Below are 16,538 nucleotides of genomic sequence, written 5' to 3'. Positions count from 1 at the left end.
GGCACCCGCTTCACGGCGGAAAAGCACGGCCGCCAAACTTCACCCTACCGGCACCTGCTCAAGCCCAAGTCCGGCGGGGTTGCGTTCGTACTGGACGCGATGGGGCAGGGCCTGCATTCGATCCTCGATGTCAGCATCGCCTATCCGGGCGGCGTGCCCTCGCTGTTCGATCTGTTGGCCAACCGCGTGCCGGAGGTGCGGGCGCAGGTGCGGCAGCGGCCGATCCCGGCCGAGCTGGCCGGCGGCGACTACCAGAATGACCGCGAGTTCCGAGTTCGCTTCCAGCACTGGATGAACGGGCTGTGGTTGGAAAAGGATGCCGACTTGGACCTGATGTTGGGCCCCACGGGTCCCTGACCAAGCAGACGCAACCACGCACATGTAGACTTCGCGGGTCCACCGTGTGTCGCTTGCGCATCGAGGCGCGCTTCTGGCGCTCCCGTACTTTCCGAGGGGTCCATGGAAACCGTCAATATTCTGACCCGTCCGCGTTATGTCGCCGTGGTTCGCCGGCTGCATTGGTGGATGGCGCTTTTGATCGTGGCGGTCTATGTCCTGGTCGAGTTTCACGGGTCGTTCCCGCGCGGCAGTGCGCCGCGCAGTGCGATGATGCAGGGGCACTATTGGGCCGGCATCGCGGTCCTCCTGCTGGTCTGGCTGCGTCTTGCCGGGCGTGCACGCGGCGGCACACCGCCGATCGTGCCACCGCTGGACAAGTTCACTGCGGCCTTGTCCAAGCTCATCCATCTGTCCCTGTACGCTTTTTTCATCGTGATGCCGATCCTGGGCTGCCTGACCGCGGCCTACGAGGGCAAACAAGTCTTTATTCCGTTCACCCAGATCGCCTTGCCCGTGCCGGTGACGGTGGACAAGGATTTCGGCCACCAGCTCGAAGACATCCACGGGACGATCGGAACCGTTTTCTACTGGGTGATCGGCCTGCACGTGCTGGCCGCGCTCTGGCACCACTGGATCAAGCGCGACAACGTGTTGGAGCGCATGCTTTGATCGTCTTGGCCTGATCGGAATCACGCAGGGTTGACGCCCATAAGCGCAGCATGCGAGCCATACGCGACAACGCAGACCAAAGCGGTGGATCCAATGGAATATCGCATCAGGCTGGCAACCGACGTGCCGGACTTGGCAGTCATCACCGATGCACTGCAGCAAGCCGATCCGGCGGCGATCGTTGATCGTGATCCGCGTGATGGCAGCCTGCGGGCCACGGTCTGGATGGATGGCGAGGAGCTGCGCCTGGCCCTGGCCCAGGTCGGCTACCCGCCGATCGTGGTGGAACAGCAAGCCTCCAATTGCTGCGGTGAATGCAGCGGCTGAACCCCGCGCGATCCAGGCAGATTGAGATTGCCGGTGTGGATGGCCACGTTTGCTTTTCCGGGCGAGGCCCGTTGCCCGCCGCGTCGCATCGTGTACCCTTCGCCCGAATGGCAAGGTGCCCGACTGCCGCCAGTCACGCGAACGGGGATGGTCACATGGCCGACAAGGAACATCGTACCGGCGAAACGCACTCCTCGCGCGAATTGCAGCGTGAGCTCAACGAGGCGCAGCGGTTGACGCTGGCGAGCCTCGAGAAGTTCGGTTGGGAGCTGAAGTTCATCCGCCACCCCATGTTCCAGCCTTTGATCCCGGTGGTGTTCGACCCGGACCGGAAGAAGTACGCCGTCCTCGAAGCGGACGGCACGTTGAACGAAGCCGCGGCGCTGGTGATCCGCGATTGATGCCGATGCCCGCCGGTCGGCGGGTGGGATGTGGTGTCGGCTCGTGCTGAATCCGTGACGCACACCCGCACAGTGCGGAGTCGTCAGGCCGCATTGCGGTGCTAGAGTTGCAGGTTCGCAATCGTCAGGAAGCAGGCATGTCGTCAGCACCGTTCCACGCCATCGGCACCCCGGGCCAAGCTTGGGGCGAGGATGAGAAGCGCCAGTGGCGCGCGCTGCAGACCAAGCGGCGCAGCTACCAGGACGAAGTGGTCGTCCGCATCGAAGGCTTGCGCTCGCGTTTCGATGTCGAGCAGTACGGCGAACTCGACTACGGCTCCGACGGTCGCTATCCCCTGTTTGCCGTGCGCAGCCGCACTTGGGATGACTCGCTTCCGATCGCGCTGGTGACTGGCGGCGTGCATGGCTACGAGACCAGTGGCGTGCATGGCGCGCTGCAGTTCCTTGAACGCCACGCCGAGGCCTATGCCGGGCGCGTCAACCTGCTGGTGGCGCCATGCGTTTCGCCTTGGGGTTATGAACGTATCCAACGCTGGAACCCGCTGGCACTCGATCCGAACCGCTGTTTCCACGCTGACAGTCCGGCGCCGGAGTCTGCGGCGCTGTGGGCAATGGCGCGGCCGCTGCATGGCCGCGTGCTGATGCACATCGACCTGCACGAAACCACCGACAGCGACGAATCCGAATTCCGCCCGGCACTGGCCGCGCGCGATGGCAAGCCGCATACGCCCGGCAGCATCCCCGATGGCTTCTATCTGGTCGACAACAGCGAAGACCCGCAACCGGCGTTCCAGGAGGCGATCATCCAGGCGGTGGCCAAGGTCACCCACATCGCGATGTCGGACATGGACGGCACCCTCATTGGTTCGCCGGTGGTGGCAGAAGGCGTGATCCGCTATGCGTTGGCGAAGCTGGGGTTGTGCGCGGGTACCACTGGCGCGCGCTACACCACCACCACCGAGGTCTACCCCGACAGCCCGCGCGCCAGCCCGCAGCAGTGCAATGACGCGCAGGCGACGGCGGTGTGCGCGGGGTTGGATTACGCGCTGGCGAACGCAGGATAAGAGCGCGCTTTCAGTCCAGCACTTCGCGTTTGTCCATCCGCCACAGCATCAACGCGAACACGACCAGGCCGCCGACAAACCCCAGCAGCAGGGCGATGTCGGCGCGCGCGGGGTCGCTGGCCAACTGATTCACCGGAATCTGCCAGGGCAGCGCCAGTCCGGCCTTGGCCGAGGTGGCGACCACCGCAAAAAAGGTACCGCCGATGCCCAGTGCCAGCGCCGGCACGAAACTGGCCTGACGCAGCGCCACCCACAGCTGCACCGCGACCAGTAGCCACGCGGCAAGGAAGATGCGGCCGAGCAAGAGCAGGAATGCATGGACATCCGGCGTAGCGGTCGCCGCCGCCACCGGCTTGATCAGGCCTGCGGTGAATACCGCCAACGGTGTCAGGCTCGCCAGTAGCAGGCTCATTGCCACGACCAGTGCGAGTGCGCACACCGCCTTGGCGGCGTACAGATGCCAACGCGGCAGCGGCAGCGCGCGCAGAGTGTCCCAGCTACGCGGACCGTGCTCGGTCTGCGCCAGCAGGGCGGTCAGCGCGGTCACGCTCATCGGCAACATGAAGAAGGCCCAGATGGCGGCCGAGGACGTCAGCCAGAGATCCCACGCCATCGGCTTGTTCGTGCGCAGCAGGTTGAAGAACGCGAACACCGCGATCAGCAAGGGCGCGACGACGACCAGCAACAGGGCCAGCGAACGGCGCAGCTTGTACAGCTCGACTGCCAGCACGGTGGCGAAACGAGGTGCCTGATGGTTCGACATGGTGGGCGTGCCTTTCAGGACAGGGCCGCGGATTGAGCGGCCTGGTGATAGAGGGTTTCCAGCGAGCGGCGTTGCGGGACGAGGGCGTGCACGCGCACGCCGGCTTCGCACAACATCCGATTGATGTGCGCAGCGGCGTCCTGTTCCTGCGCATTGGCGGCAAGTCGCACGACCAGCCCGGCCGCGTGCTGCGTCGCCTCGAACCCCTGCGCATGCAGGACGGCCGCGGCCTGCGTCGGCGCATCGGTACCGATCTCCAGCGCGGCGCCCAGCCCGGCCTTGAGGTCCTCCAGCGCGCCTTGCAACATGAGCTTGCCGTGGCTGAGGACACCGATATGGGTGGCCACCTGTTCGATCTCGCCGAGCAGGTGGCTGGACACCAGCACGGTGGCATTGGCCTGCTCGGGCAGGTCGCGCAGGAAGCGACGCATGTCGGCAATGCCCTCCGGATCCAGCCCATTGGTCGGCTCGTCCAGCACCAGCACCGGCGGGTTCCCCAACAGCGCGCGGGCGATGCCAAGGCGCTGGCGCATGCCCAGCGAATAATCGGCCACCTTGCGTAGCGCATGTGCGCGCATCTCGACCACGTCCAGCACGCGCTCGGGCTCGCTGGCGGGCAGGCCGAGCAGGCGACGGCAGAGATCGAGGTTTTCGCGGCCGCTCAAATTCGGATAGAAGCCCTGCGCTTCCAGCAGTGCACCGACATTGCGGGCGGCCGCAAGGCGATCCTTTGCGACATCGATCCCGACGATCCGCGCCAGCCCGGCATCGGGCCTGAGCAGGCCCAGCAGCAGCTTGATGGTGGTGGTCTTGCCGGCACCGTTGCGGCCGAGAAAGCCATAGACGCTGCGCTCGGGGACGCGCAGATCGACGGCATCGACAGCGATGCGCTCGCCGAAGCGGCGGGTCAGTCCCTGGGTTTCGATGGCGAGGGGCATGGGCTTTATCCGTAATGAAAATTTAAGTAATAGATAAAGTTTGCTCGAATGAAAAATTTAAGTCAAGATTAAATTTCCAGCCTAGGGCAACGTTGATTTATTAGGCGTTGCCTGCCGACCATGGACGATCGGCCGGGAACCAGTCACCCAAGTGATTGATTCCCGAGAGCGCCGTCCGGACATGTGCCGGACGGTGCGCGCGCTGACAAGTCCTGGATGGACTTGTTCAGCGCAGCCCGAGATTCATGCCCGGATTCCCGCCCATGCCCGCACCTGACCACGCCCGTTTCCGTCACCAGTGCCGCCTGCTGCGCGTGGCCACCCTGGTGGTGTTCGCCGGCTTGTTCCTGCTGCTGGCGTTGGGCGCGAGCGGCTTGCCGTGGCGACCTTCAGCCGCGAGCACCGATGACGGAACACTGCTGTTGTTGCGGCTGGTGCGCCTGCTGCCGGGGCTGGGCTATCTGTGGGCGTTGTGGGCGGTGCAGCGTGCGCTGGCGGATCTCGCCGTGGGCCGCCTGTTCCACGCCACCTTGGGTCGGGCGTTGCGCCAGATCGGCATCGGCGTGCTGATCGGTGCCTTGCTCAGCGTGTTCGCGATCACCAACCTGTCGCGCTGGATCGAAGGCGGACAGGGCGGCTACGCCTATTTCGACTTGTCCGGGATCGTGCTGGGCGTGGTCGGCGCGGCGCTGGTGTTGCTGGCGAGGGTCATCGACCGAGCGCGCGCGGTGCAGGCCGAACTGGACGAGATTCTCTGATGCCGATCCAGGTGACGCTCGATGCGATGCTGGCCAAACGCGGCATGACCGCGCGTGAACTGGCCGCGCGGGTGGGCCTCAGCGAAACCCAGATGTCACTGTTTCGCAGCGGCAAGGTCAAGGGCATTCGCTTCCGCACGCTGGCAAGGCTTTGCGCGGCATTACGCTGCGAACCGGGCGACCTGCTGGGGCATGTCGACGGTCCTGAGGACTCCGGTGACGCGGATGAGGATTGAGTCCTGAGGGCCTGCGCTCGGGTCAACGATCCCGACGCAGGCATTGCAGAAATTTGCGCACATCCGCATCCGCAATTCCAATCACGCCGGGATTGCCTCTCACCGGATCGGTTCGTCCAACATCAATGCGCGCACATAGCGCACCGGTGGCGCGCCGTAGGACAGCACCTGGTCGTGGTAGGCCTTGAGGTTGAAGGCGGCACCCTGACGCGCACGCACGGCCTCGCGCAGGTCGAGCTGTTCCTGCACACCGACGAAGTAGGTCGGCAACTGCGCCGAGGTGAGCTGGGCGCGGGTCCATTTGCCGGCGGCTTCGCTTTCCTGCTGGAAGGTGTCGTGGGTCATCAATCGCATGGCCTGTTCGCGGCTCCAGCCATCGACGTGCACGCCCTGGTCGAGGATGGCATTGGCGACGGTGCGCAGGTAGAACTTGAGCTGGACCAGATGGAACAGCGGATCATTCGCGAGGTAGCCCTGTTCCTGCATCATTCGCTCGGTGTAGACCGCCCAGCCTTCGGCGAACAGGCCCGAACGCAGCACGCCGCGCAGCACCGACGGATATTTGGCCGAGTGCCAACCTTCCAGATAGTGGCCGGGCACGCCTTCGTGGATCGCCAGCAGCTGGATCATCGAATCGTTGTATTCGCGCAGGAAGGAATCGGTCTGCGCCTGGGTCCAGTCGTCCGGGATCGGTGAGATCGCGAAGAAGGTCTTGAGGTTCTTGTCCAGCGGCCCCGGCGAGTCGCAGTAGGCCACCGCCACGCCGCGCTGGAATTCCGGCATCAGGATCACGTCCACCGGGGCGTCGGGCAGGGTGACGAGATCGCGCTGGCGCACGAAGTCGGTGGCTTCCTGCAAGGCCGCCTTGGCCGCATCGACCACGCCGTCGCGTGCCGGACGGTGGGCATAGGCCAGTGCCAGCGCGGCTTCGATCGCGGCCTGCTGCTGATCGTCGCTGGGCGCTTCCGGCAGCGCCGGTGCATTGGGCTTGTCTTTGAGCACGTCGCGGGCGATGCCATACATCACCCCGCGCACGCGCCGGATCTCAGCCTGCGCGCGCTGCTTGATCTCGGTACGGCTGAGGTCGGACGACAGCGAGAAGCGCAGCTTCTGGTCGTACTTCTCCGCGCCGAGGCGGAATTCGCCGCGCGCGTTCGGTACCAGGGTGGTGTCCAGCCATGCCTGCTGCTGCGCCACCGCGGTCTTCAGTTGTTCGATGGCGGCGCGGGTGCGTGCGGCATCGGCGGCCGGCAGTTCGGACAGGTGCGGGGTGATGAAGGTCTCGACGATCGACAGGATGCCCTTGTTCTGGCGTGCCACGGTCTGCGCATGGATCAACGGCACCCGCGCCGGGTCGAGGTTGGTACGGGCCTGCGCGAACAGCGCCGGGATCAGCTCCATCCGCGCGGTGGCGGCGCGGATGCGCTGCGGCAGCGGCGCGAACTCGCGTGCCATCAGGCCGTAGATCGCACTGCCCGCGAGGTCGTTGTAGACCTGCGGGTCCCAAGCCCAGGACTGCAGCACCCGTGTGTTCCAAAGGTCGGACTGCAGCTGGTTGCGCAGGATCGCGGCATCGACCTGGTTCTCCCGCGACAGTTGCGTGGCGTCGATGCCATTCAATGCGTCGAGCAGGGCCTGCTCGGTCGCCTCGCGCTGCTGGCGACCTGCGGTGCTCAGGTCATCAAGGCGGTCATCAAATCGATGATCGCCGGTCTGAGTGGCGGACACCGGTGACAGTCGCATCCACGCATCCAGCGTCTGTTGCGACAGTGCGGCGAAGCGGGCGTCGGCGCTGGCGCGGGTATCGTTCGCGGCATCGGTCACCGTACCGGTGGCCGTGGCAGCCAGCGCACTGGCGGATGTGGCCATGGCGGTGCTGGCGACTAGCAGGGCGGTCAGGCCGGTGGCGATCAGGGTGCGGCGCATGGGGTGATCCAACAGGCGGAAAACGCCACGGTACAACGCCTGCGGTTCCGGCGACAGGGTTCGGCTTGACCCATCCAACGGCACAGGCGGCGCTGCGCGGGGTCGGTTAGCGTGCCTGCTTCACCTGCCCGGAGCCTGCCCGTGAAACTGCGCTTGTCTGGTCTGTGTCTTGCCCTGTCGCTGTCGCTGGCCGCTGCCGCCGCGCCTGCCGTTGACCCTGTCGTGCCTGCAGACAAGCCCCAACTCGGCGAGTTCGGGATCGACCTGAGTTCCCGCGACCTGTCTGTCGATCCGGGCGATGACTTCAATCGCTACGCCAGCGGGCACTGGATTGCCAGCTATCAGCTCAAGCCCGACGAAACCTCGTACGGCAGTTTCAATGCGCTGCGCGATCAGGCCGACGAACAGGTGCGTGGCCTGATCGAAGGCCTGCAGTCGCGCGCCGATCTTGCCCCCGGCAGCAATGGCCGCAAGATCCGCGATCTGTACGCCAGCTACATGAACCGCAGCGCCCGCGACGCCGCCGGCATCACCCCATTGCGGCCGGTGCTGGACCGGATCGCCGCGATCGACTCCAAGGCGGCCCTGATCGACGCCTTCGGCCGCGCCGGGATCGATGGCAGCACTGCGCCGTTCGGCCTGTACGTTGGCACCGACCGCAAGGATCCCGACCGCTATCAGGTCAGCCTCGGCGTGGGTGGTCTGGGCCTGCCGGACCGCGATTACTACCTCGACGGCGATGCGCGTTTCGTCAAGATCCGCGCGGCTTACCTCGACCATATCCAGCGCATGCTCGGTTTCGCGGGCGTCACCGGAACCGACGCGAAAGCTCGCGCCGAGGCGGTGCTTCAGCTTGAAACCGCGCTGGCGCGGCCGCAGTGGGACAAGGTCAAGCTGCGCGATCGGGACAAGACCTGGAACGTGCGCACCTTTGCCCAGTTGCAGGAGCAGTACCCGGGCTACGACTGGGCGGCGCAGCTGCGCGCGCAGGGCATGCCGCAGCCGACCGACCTCAACATCAGCACCCCGGACGTGATCCAGCCGGTGATCGCCCTGATCGACGCCACCCCGCTTTCGACCTGGCGCGATTACCTGACCTTCCATGCCGTCGACGGCAATGCGTCCCTGCTCAGTCACGAGATCGACGATGCCGCTTTCGCCTTCAACGGCAAGGTGCTGTCCGGCCAGCAGGCCCAGCGCGACGACTGGAAGCGGGCGGTGGCCTTCGTTGGTGGTCGTGGTGGCCTCGGTGATGCGGTCGGCGAGCTGTACGTGGCTCGCTACTTCAAGCCCGAAGCCAAGGCGGCGATGGACCAGCTGGTCGAGAACCTGCGCGCCGCGCTGCGCCGGAACATCGAACAACTTGACTGGATGGGTGCGGAGACCAAGGCCGAGGCCTACCGCAAGCTGTCCACCTTCCGGCCCAAGATCGGCTACCCGACGAAGTGGCGCGATTACTCCAGCGTGACGATCACGCCGGATGACCTCATCGCCAACGTGATGGCGCTGCGTCGCTACAACCGCGATGACCAGAACCGCCGCGTCGGTCAGAAGACCGACCGCGACGAATGGTTCATGACCCCGCAGACGGTCAATGCCTATTACAACTCGACCTTCAACGAGATCGTGTTCCCGGCGGCGATCCTGCAGCCACCGTTCTTCGACGTGAACGCCGATCCGGCGGTGAACTACGGTGGCATCGGCGCGGTGATCGGCCACGAGATGGGTCACGGTTTCGACGACCAGGGCAGCAAGTCGGATGCCGACGGCATCCAGCGCAACTGGTGGACGGATGCAGACCGTGCCCGCTTCGAACAGCGCACCAAGGCGCTGGGTGCGCAGTACAACGGCTATTGCCCGCTGCCGGGCCAGTGCGTGAACGGCGGGTTGACCATGGGCGAGAACATCGGCGACCTCGGTGGCCTGTCGATGGCCTGGACGGCGTACCAGCTCAGCTTGCACGGCCAGCCGGCGCCGGTGGTCGATGGCTTCAGCGCCAGCCAGCGCTTCTTCCTGTCATGGGCCCAGGTCTGGCGCGGCAAGTACCGCGACGAAGCGATGTTGAACCTGATCCGCACCAACCCGCACTCGCCACCGGCGTACCGGACCAATGGCCCGGTGCGCAACCTCGACGCGTGGTACGAGGCCTTCGGCGTGAAGCCGGGTGATGCGCTCTACCTGCCGCCGGAACAGCGCGTGCGGATCTGGTGAGGCCGTATTCGCCGATCGCTTCAATGCCTTGGAGAAGCGGGCACACGCGTGGATGCGGGGCGTGCCCTGAGCGTCGCCAGCGCATCCAGCATTCGCTGGACGTGCTGGTTCGGGTTCATCGCATCGTAGACCGCGACCACCTTGCCGTCGCGTCCGATCAGGTAGGACGTGCGGCTGGCCAGATCGGACTTCAGCGCCATGGTGGCGTCAAAGGTGGCTGCGATCTTGGCGCCTGGATCGGCGGCGACCGGGAATTTGCCAGCGCATTTTTCGGTATCGCTCGAAAACGCCGCCAAACGCTCGGTATTGCCCGCGGTGACGCCGATCACGGTGGCGCCCTGTGCCTTGAAACGGTCGATCGCACGCGAGAACGCCGCGGCTTCGGCGTTGCAGCCTGGCGTGAACGCCGCCGGAAAGAAATACACCACCACCGGCCCTTGCTTCAGCGCGGCCTTCAGGTCGTAGGTAAAGGGTTTGCCGGCCAGAAACGCAGGTGCGGTAAACGCGGGGGCAGCCGCGCCGGGCTTGAGCGCGGCCAGCGCAGGCAGGCAGAGCGTAGCGGTCAGGGCGAGGGCAAGCAGCGTGCGCATGGGCGTCGATCCATGGGGCGAGGCCTCGAGCTTACTCGTGCCTCACATCACCCGCGTGAAAGGCGTATGGTCGGTGCTACGTGGGCGAGGGCATGAGCATGGCCACCGGCTGGGCGCAAGACGGCGCGGTACAGGAGCAAATCGACGCAACTGTGAAGGACGGTATCGCGCGTGCGCGCAGCCGCCTGCCGCAGGGGCCGGGGCTCGACCAATGCGAGGAATGCGATACGCCGATTCCGGAAGCGCGTCGTCGTGCGGTGCCCGGCGTGCGTCTGTGCGTGGCGTGTCAAACGGCGCGTGATCGCGAGGAGGCGATGTATTCCGGCTACAACCGCCGCGGCTGCAAGGACAGCCAGTTGCGGTGAATGCACGAAAAAACGCCCGGCGTTGAGCCGGGCGTCAAGGTGCCTTCGATGAATGTGGCGATCAGAACATCGCCACGGTGAGGATGGTTGCAAGGAACGCTGGGAGGATCGTGGCCGAACCGCTGTTATAGTCGTAGCGACCGTACTGGTAGCGGTCGTAGTAGCCATCGCGGTAACCGCGCTCGAAGCCTTGGCGGAAGTAGTACTGGTACGTTCCAAGGTCGGTGTAGTAACCGTAATAGCCGTAGCTGCCATCCATGTAGCCGAAGCTGTTGCGGTAGTCGAATCGCCAGTGGTCCCTGCGATCGGCGCGGCCGGCGTACAACCCTTCCTGATAGCCGTCACGGATTGCCTGCTGCAGGAAGCTGATGCCGTAGCTGTTGGTGTAGCCCCAGCCGTTGCCGTAGCGATAGCGGTAGTTGTACGGGGTGTAGAAGAAACCGTTGTTGTAGTAGTCGAAGCGGTAGGACCTCCAGAGCAACTGCTGGGCCAGCCAGCGCCGCCAGTAATCACGCATGTAGCGCGAGCCTTCATGCCGATTGTGACGGTGATACTGCGCATCGTAGCGGTTGTACTGCGAGCGCTGATAGGACTGCTGGCGTTGCCACTGGTTGTGCATCTGGACCTGCTGGTCCACGCGACGCTGCTGCTGCACGCGTGGCATCGGCGGGGGGTTGACGACGGGGCGCTGGAGTTCCGGACGAGGAAGCTGCGCGACCGGGCGCTGCGGTTCCGGGCGATTTGGACGCAGGAGTTCCGGGCGCGGCGTCTGGCCGGGACGGTCTTGGCGCTGGAATACCGGGGCTTGCCGGTCTTCGCGGCCTGGGCGTTGCGGGCGCTGGATTTCCGGGCGTTCCGGACGGTCTTGGCGCTGGAACACCGGGGCCTGGCGGTCTTCGCGGCCATCACGCTGCTGACGCGGGAAATCCTGGCGCTGCGGGCGGTCCTGGCGCTGGAACACCGGGGCCTGGCGGTCCTCGCTGGCGTCACGCTGCTGACGCGGGAAATCCTGACGCTGCGGGCGGTCCTGGCGCTGGAACACCGGGGCTTGGCGGTCCTCGCTGGCATCACGCTGCTGACGCGGGAAATCCTGACGCTGCGGGCGGTCCTGGCGCTGGAACACCGGGGCCTGGCGGTCCTCGCTGGCGTCACGCTGCTGGCGCGGGAAATCCTGCCGCTGCGGGCGGTCCTGGCGCTGGAACACCGGGGCCTGCGGTTCGGAGCGAGTCGGCATCTCCCGACGCGCCTCGCCGCCTTCATTGCGGGCTGGGGACGGCTCGCCACGAAGAAAGCCTGCATTTTCGTTGCTGCGGCGTGACGACTCTTGGTCGCTGTTCGAATTGCCGCTGTCGTTGGACTGGCTCTGGCTGGAATTCTGCTGTCGATCACCACGGCGGAATCGCTGGTTCTGGTCCTGCTGTGCAAAGGCCGTTGACACATAACCCACGGCAAGCAGGGCGCCTAGCAGTGCAACCGTCAGGGTGCGGGTGGCGGGCGTGCGGCTCATTGTTGAACTCTCCCCGGGGCGCAAACCATTTGCGCCTGTGGCATGCAGTTGACAATTGCTTGAATGAATCGATGCTGACGTTCGCCCGTTTTCCGACACAATGCAAGCTCCCATTCAGGTTATGGTCCATGCGAGGCCGTGACCATCGACACGCGCAATTGCCTGCATTGCAAGCAATCGTGCCGTCTGGAGGTTTCAAGTCATGCCCTCATTCACGCACGCACGGGTTGCGGCGCTGCTGCTTGCACCGTTGCTTCCTGTTCAGGCCGAGCAGCCGGTACAGCCTGCCCTGACCACCATCACGGCCGCAACCGGGTTGCCGCGCACGCCCGAACAGTTGGCGTCGACCATTGCCTTGGCCGATCTGTCGTTCAAGGTCGATCCTGCGCGGCAATGGCTGGAGGGCGATGCCAGCCTGCACCTGCGCTTGGACAAGCCAGTGGCGCGTCTGGTGGTTGATTTGGACCGCAACTACACGGTTGCCTCCGTCACGGTGGACGGGACGCCGGCGCGCTGGAGCAATCCGGATGGACGGATGACGGTCGAGCTCGCCAAACCGCTGCCGGCTGGCGCGCAGGTCGTCCTGCGCATTCGTTATGGCGGGCATCCACACGTTGCCAAGCGGGCTCCTTGGGATGGTGGGATCGTCTGGGCCAAGGCTCCCACGGGTGAGCTGTGGGTGGCAACAGCGGTGCAGGGCGAGGGCTGCGACCTGCTCTGGCCCTGCATCGACCACCCGATGGCTGAGCCGCTGGAGGTGGTGGAGCGGGTCACCGTGCCCGCGCCCTTGGTTGCGGTCGGCAATGGCGTGGCCGAAGGCATGCAGGAGCACGATGGCTGGCGCACCTACACCTGGCGCGCCAAGCAGCTCGACACCTATGCCGTCACCCTCAATATCGGCCCTTACGAGCTGTTGCAGGCCGATTACAAATCGCGCTACGGCAATGTCATCCCGTTGCGCTACTGGTACCTGAAGGGCAACCGGGCCAAGGCCGAAGGCCTGTTCGCCGAGTTCACCCCGATGCTGGATTTCTTCGAGGAGAACATCGGCCCGTATCCGTTCGCCGATGAAAAGATGGGCGTGGTCGAAACGCCCTACCTCGGCATGGAGCACCAGACCGTCAATGCCTACGGCAACGATTACAAGAAGGCGGAAACCGGCTACGACTGGCTGTTGCAGCACGAGTTCGCGCACGAATGGTTCGGCAACCAGCTCACCAATGTCGATTGGGACGACTTCTGGCTGCACGAGGGCTTCGGCACCTACATGCAGCCGCTGTACCTGCAGTGGCTACGCGGCGACATGGAGTACATGGCGGCGCTGATGAAGATGCGTACGGTGCTGATGTTGCGCTACCCGATCGTGACTGGGCATCCGATGACCGAAAAGGATGTGAGCGATGCCAGCCGCGGCCCCGGCAACGATGTCTATTACAAGGGCGCGCTGATGCTGCACACCTTGCGCGGCCTGATCGGTGACGAGGCCTTCTTTCGCGCCACCCGTGAATTGGTGTACGGCACCGACACCCCGCGCCCCGGCAATTTCCATCCGCGCTACGCCTCCACCGATGACTTCATCAAGATCGTCAATCGCGTGACGGGCAAGGATTACGGCTGGTTCTTCGATGTCTACCTGCGCTCGGTGCAGTTGCCGCAACTGCTGGCCGAACGCAAGGGCGACCGGCTGGTGCTGCACTGGAAGACCGAAGGCGACAAGCCCTTCCCGATGCCGGTGCAGGTGCGCGTTGGCCAGCGCGTGGTCGACCTGCCGATGACGAACGGGCAGGGCGAAGTCGCCATCGCTGCGGATGAGAGCTACACCCTCGATCCACGTTCTCGGGTGCTGCGTGATCTGCCTTACATGGCCGACTACCAACGCGACATGGCCGAACGCGCGCGCGCGGCAGCGCGGCCGTAATACCGGGTCTTTCGGGGTATTGCTTGCGTCCGCGCCGGCCGCCTGCCTGCGTGTTCGGCCCGCCGCGCAGGCTACGCATCCAGCTTCGATGCGCCGCCGCGGGCCATCCATGGCCCGCTCGGACCGATCACGCAGGCAGGCGGCCCTGTGGTTTCAGCGCGGCACGCTGGGTTTTGTTTGCGTTTTCGGGAGCCGGAACGACGGTCTTGCTGCAGATAACAGAATCTGCGGGTTGAGACCGCAAGGCGCGAGAGACCTCAGGTCGCGGGTTGCCCGGTCGGGTTCGAGCAGGCCAGGGATGGCCTGCGCCCGCGAATCGGAGCCGGACGCGGAGTGTTGAGCGGCGAACCCGACCGGGCGACCCGCGACGCATCGCAGCCCGCGCCATGCACTTTCCACCGGGTGACCCGCGACGTCCCGCAGCCGTACCATGCACTTCCCGGTCGGGTGGCCTGCGACGCGTTGCAAATCGCGGCGTGCAATTTCAACCCGGTCGCGGTCTACCAATGCACCCCGCGCATCACCGCCGCGAACGCGATCTGTTCCTGGCTCGGCGCTTCCTCCTTGCCGCCCTTGCCTTCGCCCTTGGCGGCGGCGGAGTCCGGGAACAGTTCGAAGGCGGTGCTCATCACCACTTCGTAGGCCTTCGGTGCCACCGCGTTGAGCAGGGCGGAGAAGATGCCCAGGCGCGTCGCGATCCGGCTCGGGCGCTCGATGATCCCCTTGACCACCAGATCGGCAGCTTCGTCCGGGGTGAGCGTCGGCACGCTGTCGTACATCTTGGTCGGCGCGATCATCGGCGTCTTCACCAGCGGCATGTTGATGGTGGTGAAGGCGATGTTCTTGCCGGACAGCTCGCCCTGGGCGCAGCGGCTGAAGGCGTCGAGCGCCGCCTTGGAGGCGACATAGGCCGAGAAACGCGGTGAATTGGCCAGAACACCGATGGAGCTGATGTTGATGATGTGACCCTTGCGGCGTTCGAGCATCTTCGGCATGAAGCCCATGATCAGGCGCAGGCTGCCGAAGTAGTTGAGCTGCATGGTGCGCTCGAAATCATGGAAGCGATCGAAGCTGAGCGCGATCGAGCGCCGGATCGAACGTCCCGCGTTGTTGACCAGCACGTCGACATGGCCGTGTTTCTCGAGCACGGTCTTGACCAGGCGGTCGCAGTCGGCGAGGTCGGCGAGGTCGGCGGTGTAGGCAAACACCTTGCCTCCGGCGGCAACCATGGCGTCGCGCGCCTTGAACAGTTCTTCCTCGCCACGGGCGACGATCACGGTGATCGCACCTGCTTCGGCCACGCGTTGCGCGGTGGACAGGCCAATCCCGGACGAGCCGCCGGTGATCACCACCACCTTGCCGCGCACCTTGCCCTTGAGCGAGTGGTCGACGAACAGGTCCGGATCGAGGTGGCGCTCCCAGTAATCCCACAGCCGCCAGGCGTAGTCATCCAGCCGTGGCACGCTGATCCCGCTGCCCTTGAGCGCGCGTTCGGCTTCGCGGTTGTCGAAGCGGGTGGGGTAGGTGATGAAGCCGAGCACGTCCTTCGGGATCCGGAAATCACGCAGCAACATGCCGATGAAGCGTCGCACCGGCGGCAGGCTGCCGACCGCGGCCCGCACGCCACCGGGGACGAAGGCGAACATCCGCGCGTCGATGCGCATGGTCATCTGCGGGGTGTGTCCGGCGCGGGCGAAGGTATTGATCACCTCGCCGGCGCGCATCGGCTCCGGGTCGGTCAAGTGGAAGCAGCGCCCATCGAGGCGTGGCTTGTGGGCGATGTGGTCCATCGCTGCGGCGACGAAATCGACCGGCACGATATTGATCCGGCCACCTTCAATGCCGAGCGTCGGCATCCACGGCGGCAGCATCTGGCGCAGCTTCTTGAGGAAGGTGAAGAAGTAGTAAGGCCCGTCGATCTTGTCCATTTCGCCGGTCTGCGAATGGCCGACCACCATGCCGGGCCGGTAGATCCGCCACTTGATCCGCTTCTCTGCGCGCACCAGGCCTTCCGAATCGTGCTTGGTGCGCAGATAGGGGTTATTCAGGCCTTCGGCCTCATCGAACATGTCCTCGCGGAACACGCCCGGATACATGCCGGCTGCGGCAATCGAGCTGGTGTGGTGGAAGCAGCCGGCTTTCAGCGCCGCGGCGAGATCGAGCGCGTGCTGGGTGCCGTCGATATTGGCCGCCCGCTGCGACTCGGCGTCTGCAGCCATGTCGTAGATCGCGGCGAGGTGGAAGAAGTGCTTGATCTTCCCTCCACCCAAGCTGCGCAGTTGCGCGGCGGTGAGGCCGCAGCGCGGCGCGGTCATGTCGCCGGGCACCGCGACCACGCGCTTGCCGTCCCAACCCTGTCGTTTCGCCAGCGCGTTGAACTTCTTCATCGATTCCTTGCGCACCAGCACGTGGATCGTGCCCTTGCGCTTGAGGAGGAGGTCGATCAGGTGCCGGCCGATGAAGCCGGTGCCGCCGGTGACGAAATAGCTCATGTCCAGTTCCCTGCCGTGATGTGACGCCGTGGCG

16 protein-coding genes and 1 pseudogene are annotated in these 16,538 nt (G+C 65.3%); 11 read left to right on the top strand and 6 right to left on the bottom strand.

The window, feature by feature from the left end; translation table 11 throughout:
- The 5 genes and pseudogenes from IT472_RS07755 to IT472_RS07735 all read left to right on the top strand — a co-directional run.
- Positions 1–357, top strand: a pseudogene (locus IT472_RS07755) (acyltransferase); the annotation flags it as partial.
- Between the two features lie 102 nt (positions 358–459).
- Positions 460–1,008, top strand: a complete 549-nt coding sequence (locus IT472_RS07750) for a cytochrome b (protein ID WP_297180566.1) — start codon at positions 460–462, stop codon at positions 1,006–1,008.
- Between the two features lie 93 nt (positions 1,009–1,101).
- On the top strand, positions 1,102–1,335 hold the full coding sequence (locus IT472_RS07745; protein WP_297180564.1) for a hypothetical protein: 234 nt from the start codon (positions 1,102–1,104) through the stop codon (positions 1,333–1,335).
- The gene (locus IT472_RS12320; protein ID WP_343231821.1) at positions 1,323–1,736 is read left to right on the top strand and encodes a hypothetical protein; all 414 of its coding nucleotides are present in this window, start codon (positions 1,323–1,325) and stop codon (positions 1,734–1,736) included. Before IT472_RS07745 ends, IT472_RS12320 begins: the two co-directional genes overlap by 13 nt.
- A gap of 137 nt (positions 1,737–1,873) precedes the next feature.
- Positions 1,874–2,800: a M14 family metallocarboxypeptidase gene (locus IT472_RS07735; RefSeq protein WP_297180560.1), complete on the top strand. Its 927-nt coding sequence runs from the start codon at positions 1,874–1,876 to the stop codon at positions 2,798–2,800.
- A gap of 10 nt (positions 2,801–2,810) precedes the next feature.
- Here the strand turns inward: IT472_RS07735 and IT472_RS07730 are convergent, their stop codons facing one another.
- On the bottom strand, positions 2,811–3,563 hold the full coding sequence (locus IT472_RS07730; protein ID WP_297180558.1) for an ABC transporter permease: 753 nt from the start codon (positions 3,561–3,563) through the stop codon (positions 2,811–2,813).
- A gap of 14 nt (positions 3,564–3,577) precedes the next feature.
- Entirely contained in the window at positions 3,578–4,501 is a 924-nt protein-coding gene (locus tag IT472_RS07725) for an ABC transporter ATP-binding protein (RefSeq protein ID WP_297180556.1), read from the bottom strand.
- Positions 4,502–4,764: 263 nt separating this feature from the next.
- On the opposite strand from IT472_RS07725, the gene IT472_RS07720 reads away from it, so the two are divergent.
- Positions 4,765–5,259, top strand: a complete 495-nt coding sequence (locus IT472_RS07720) for a DUF2975 domain-containing protein (RefSeq protein WP_297180554.1) — start codon at positions 4,765–4,767, stop codon at positions 5,257–5,259.
- Positions 5,259–5,495, top strand: a complete 237-nt coding sequence (locus tag IT472_RS07715; protein ID WP_297180552.1) for a helix-turn-helix transcriptional regulator — start codon at positions 5,259–5,261, stop codon at positions 5,493–5,495. The genes IT472_RS07720 and IT472_RS07715 overlap by 1 nt, the downstream gene beginning before the upstream one ends.
- Positions 5,496–5,594: 99 nt before the next feature.
- Here IT472_RS07715 and IT472_RS07710 read toward each other — a convergent pair whose 3' ends face one another.
- Entirely contained in the window at positions 5,595–7,421 is a 1,827-nt protein-coding gene (locus IT472_RS07710) for a DUF885 domain-containing protein (RefSeq protein WP_297180550.1), read from the bottom strand.
- 141 nt (positions 7,422–7,562) lie between these two features.
- Here IT472_RS07710 and IT472_RS07705 point away from each other — a divergent pair, with 141 nt between their 5' ends.
- Complete coding sequence (locus IT472_RS07705; RefSeq protein ID WP_297180548.1) at positions 7,563–9,632, top strand: M13 family metallopeptidase; 2,070 nt, start codon at positions 7,563–7,565, stop codon at positions 9,630–9,632.
- Between the two features lie 20 nt (positions 9,633–9,652).
- Here IT472_RS07705 and IT472_RS07700 read toward each other — a convergent pair whose 3' ends face one another.
- Entirely contained in the window at positions 9,653–10,222 is a 570-nt protein-coding gene (locus tag IT472_RS07700; RefSeq protein WP_297180546.1) for a peroxiredoxin, read from the bottom strand.
- 98 nt (positions 10,223–10,320) lie between these two features.
- Between IT472_RS07700 and IT472_RS07695 the strand changes: the two genes are divergently transcribed.
- Positions 10,321–10,587, top strand: a complete 267-nt coding sequence (locus IT472_RS07695) for a DksA/TraR family C4-type zinc finger protein (protein WP_297180569.1) — start codon at positions 10,321–10,323, stop codon at positions 10,585–10,587.
- A gap of 61 nt (positions 10,588–10,648) precedes the next feature.
- Here IT472_RS07695 and IT472_RS07690 read toward each other — a convergent pair whose 3' ends face one another.
- A complete protein-coding gene (locus tag IT472_RS07690) occupies positions 10,649–11,206 on the bottom strand; it encodes a hypothetical protein (RefSeq protein ID WP_297180544.1) in 558 nt (185 codons plus the stop codon).
- On the opposite strand from IT472_RS07690, the gene IT472_RS07685 reads away from it, so the two are divergent.
- Both IT472_RS07685 and IT472_RS07680 read left to right on the top strand, forming a co-directional pair.
- A complete protein-coding gene (locus IT472_RS07685; protein WP_297180542.1) occupies positions 11,189–11,905 on the top strand; it encodes a hypothetical protein in 717 nt (238 codons plus the stop codon). The genes IT472_RS07690 and IT472_RS07685 overlap by 18 nt on opposite strands.
- A 391-nt stretch (positions 11,906–12,296) precedes the next feature.
- Positions 12,297–14,012, top strand: coding sequence for a M1 family metallopeptidase (locus tag IT472_RS07680; RefSeq protein ID WP_297180540.1), 1,716 nt, complete (start codon positions 12,297–12,299; stop codon positions 14,010–14,012).
- A gap of 500 nt (positions 14,013–14,512) precedes the next feature.
- Here the strand turns inward: IT472_RS07680 and IT472_RS07675 are convergent, their stop codons facing one another.
- A complete protein-coding gene (locus IT472_RS07675; RefSeq protein ID WP_297180538.1) occupies positions 14,513–16,504 on the bottom strand; it encodes an SDR family oxidoreductase in 1,992 nt (663 codons plus the stop codon).
- Positions 16,505–16,538: the final 34 nt, after the last annotated feature.

It is taken from the genome of Thermomonas sp. (assembly GCF_020850895.1).
Classification (GTDB): Bacteria; Pseudomonadota; Gammaproteobacteria; order Xanthomonadales; family Xanthomonadaceae; genus Thermomonas.
The sequence above is the reverse complement of the archived record's forward strand: the minus strand, read 5'-3'. Positions and strand labels throughout refer to the sequence as shown.

What these genes read in the sequence shown, in the direction of transcription:
- IT472_RS07745 (WP_297180564.1), top strand. Translation starts at nt 1,102, where the DNA reads ATGGAATATCGCATCAGGCTGGCAACCGACGTGCCGGACTTGGCAGTC.
- IT472_RS07750 (WP_297180566.1), top strand. Translation starts at nt 460, where the DNA reads ATGGAAACCGTCAATATTCTGACCCGTCCGCGTTATGTCGCCGTGGTT.
- IT472_RS07700 (WP_297180546.1), bottom strand. Translation starts at nt 10,222, where the DNA reads ATGCGCACGCTGCTTGCCCTCGCCCTGACCGCTACGCTCTGCCTGCCT.
- IT472_RS07675 (WP_297180538.1), bottom strand. Translation starts at nt 16,504, where the DNA reads ATGAGCTATTTCGTCACCGGCGGCACCGGCTTCATCGGCCGGCACCTG.
- IT472_RS07735 (WP_297180560.1), top strand. Translation starts at nt 1,874, where the DNA reads ATGTCGTCAGCACCGTTCCACGCCATCGGCACCCCGGGCCAAGCTTGG.
- IT472_RS07680 (WP_297180540.1), top strand. Translation starts at nt 12,297, where the DNA reads ATGCCCTCATTCACGCACGCACGGGTTGCGGCGCTGCTGCTTGCACCG.
- IT472_RS07695 (WP_297180569.1), top strand. Translation starts at nt 10,321, where the DNA reads ATGGCCACCGGCTGGGCGCAAGACGGCGCGGTACAGGAGCAAATCGAC.
- IT472_RS12320 (WP_343231821.1), top strand. Translation starts at nt 1,323, where the DNA reads ATGCAGCGGCTGAACCCCGCGCGATCCAGGCAGATTGAGATTGCCGGT.
- IT472_RS07710 (WP_297180550.1), bottom strand. Translation starts at nt 7,421, where the DNA reads ATGCGCCGCACCCTGATCGCCACCGGCCTGACCGCCCTGCTAGTCGCC.
- IT472_RS07720 (WP_297180554.1), top strand. Translation starts at nt 4,765, where the DNA reads ATGCCCGCACCTGACCACGCCCGTTTCCGTCACCAGTGCCGCCTGCTG.
- IT472_RS07690 (WP_297180544.1), bottom strand. Translation starts at nt 11,206, where the DNA reads ATGCACAACCAGTGGCAACGCCAGCAGTCCTATCAGCGCTCGCAGTAC.
- IT472_RS07715 (WP_297180552.1), top strand. Translation starts at nt 5,259, where the DNA reads ATGCCGATCCAGGTGACGCTCGATGCGATGCTGGCCAAACGCGGCATG.
- IT472_RS07725 (WP_297180556.1), bottom strand. Translation starts at nt 4,501, where the DNA reads ATGCCCCTCGCCATCGAAACCCAGGGACTGACCCGCCGCTTCGGCGAG.
- IT472_RS07730 (WP_297180558.1), bottom strand. Translation starts at nt 3,563, where the DNA reads ATGTCGAACCATCAGGCACCTCGTTTCGCCACCGTGCTGGCAGTCGAG.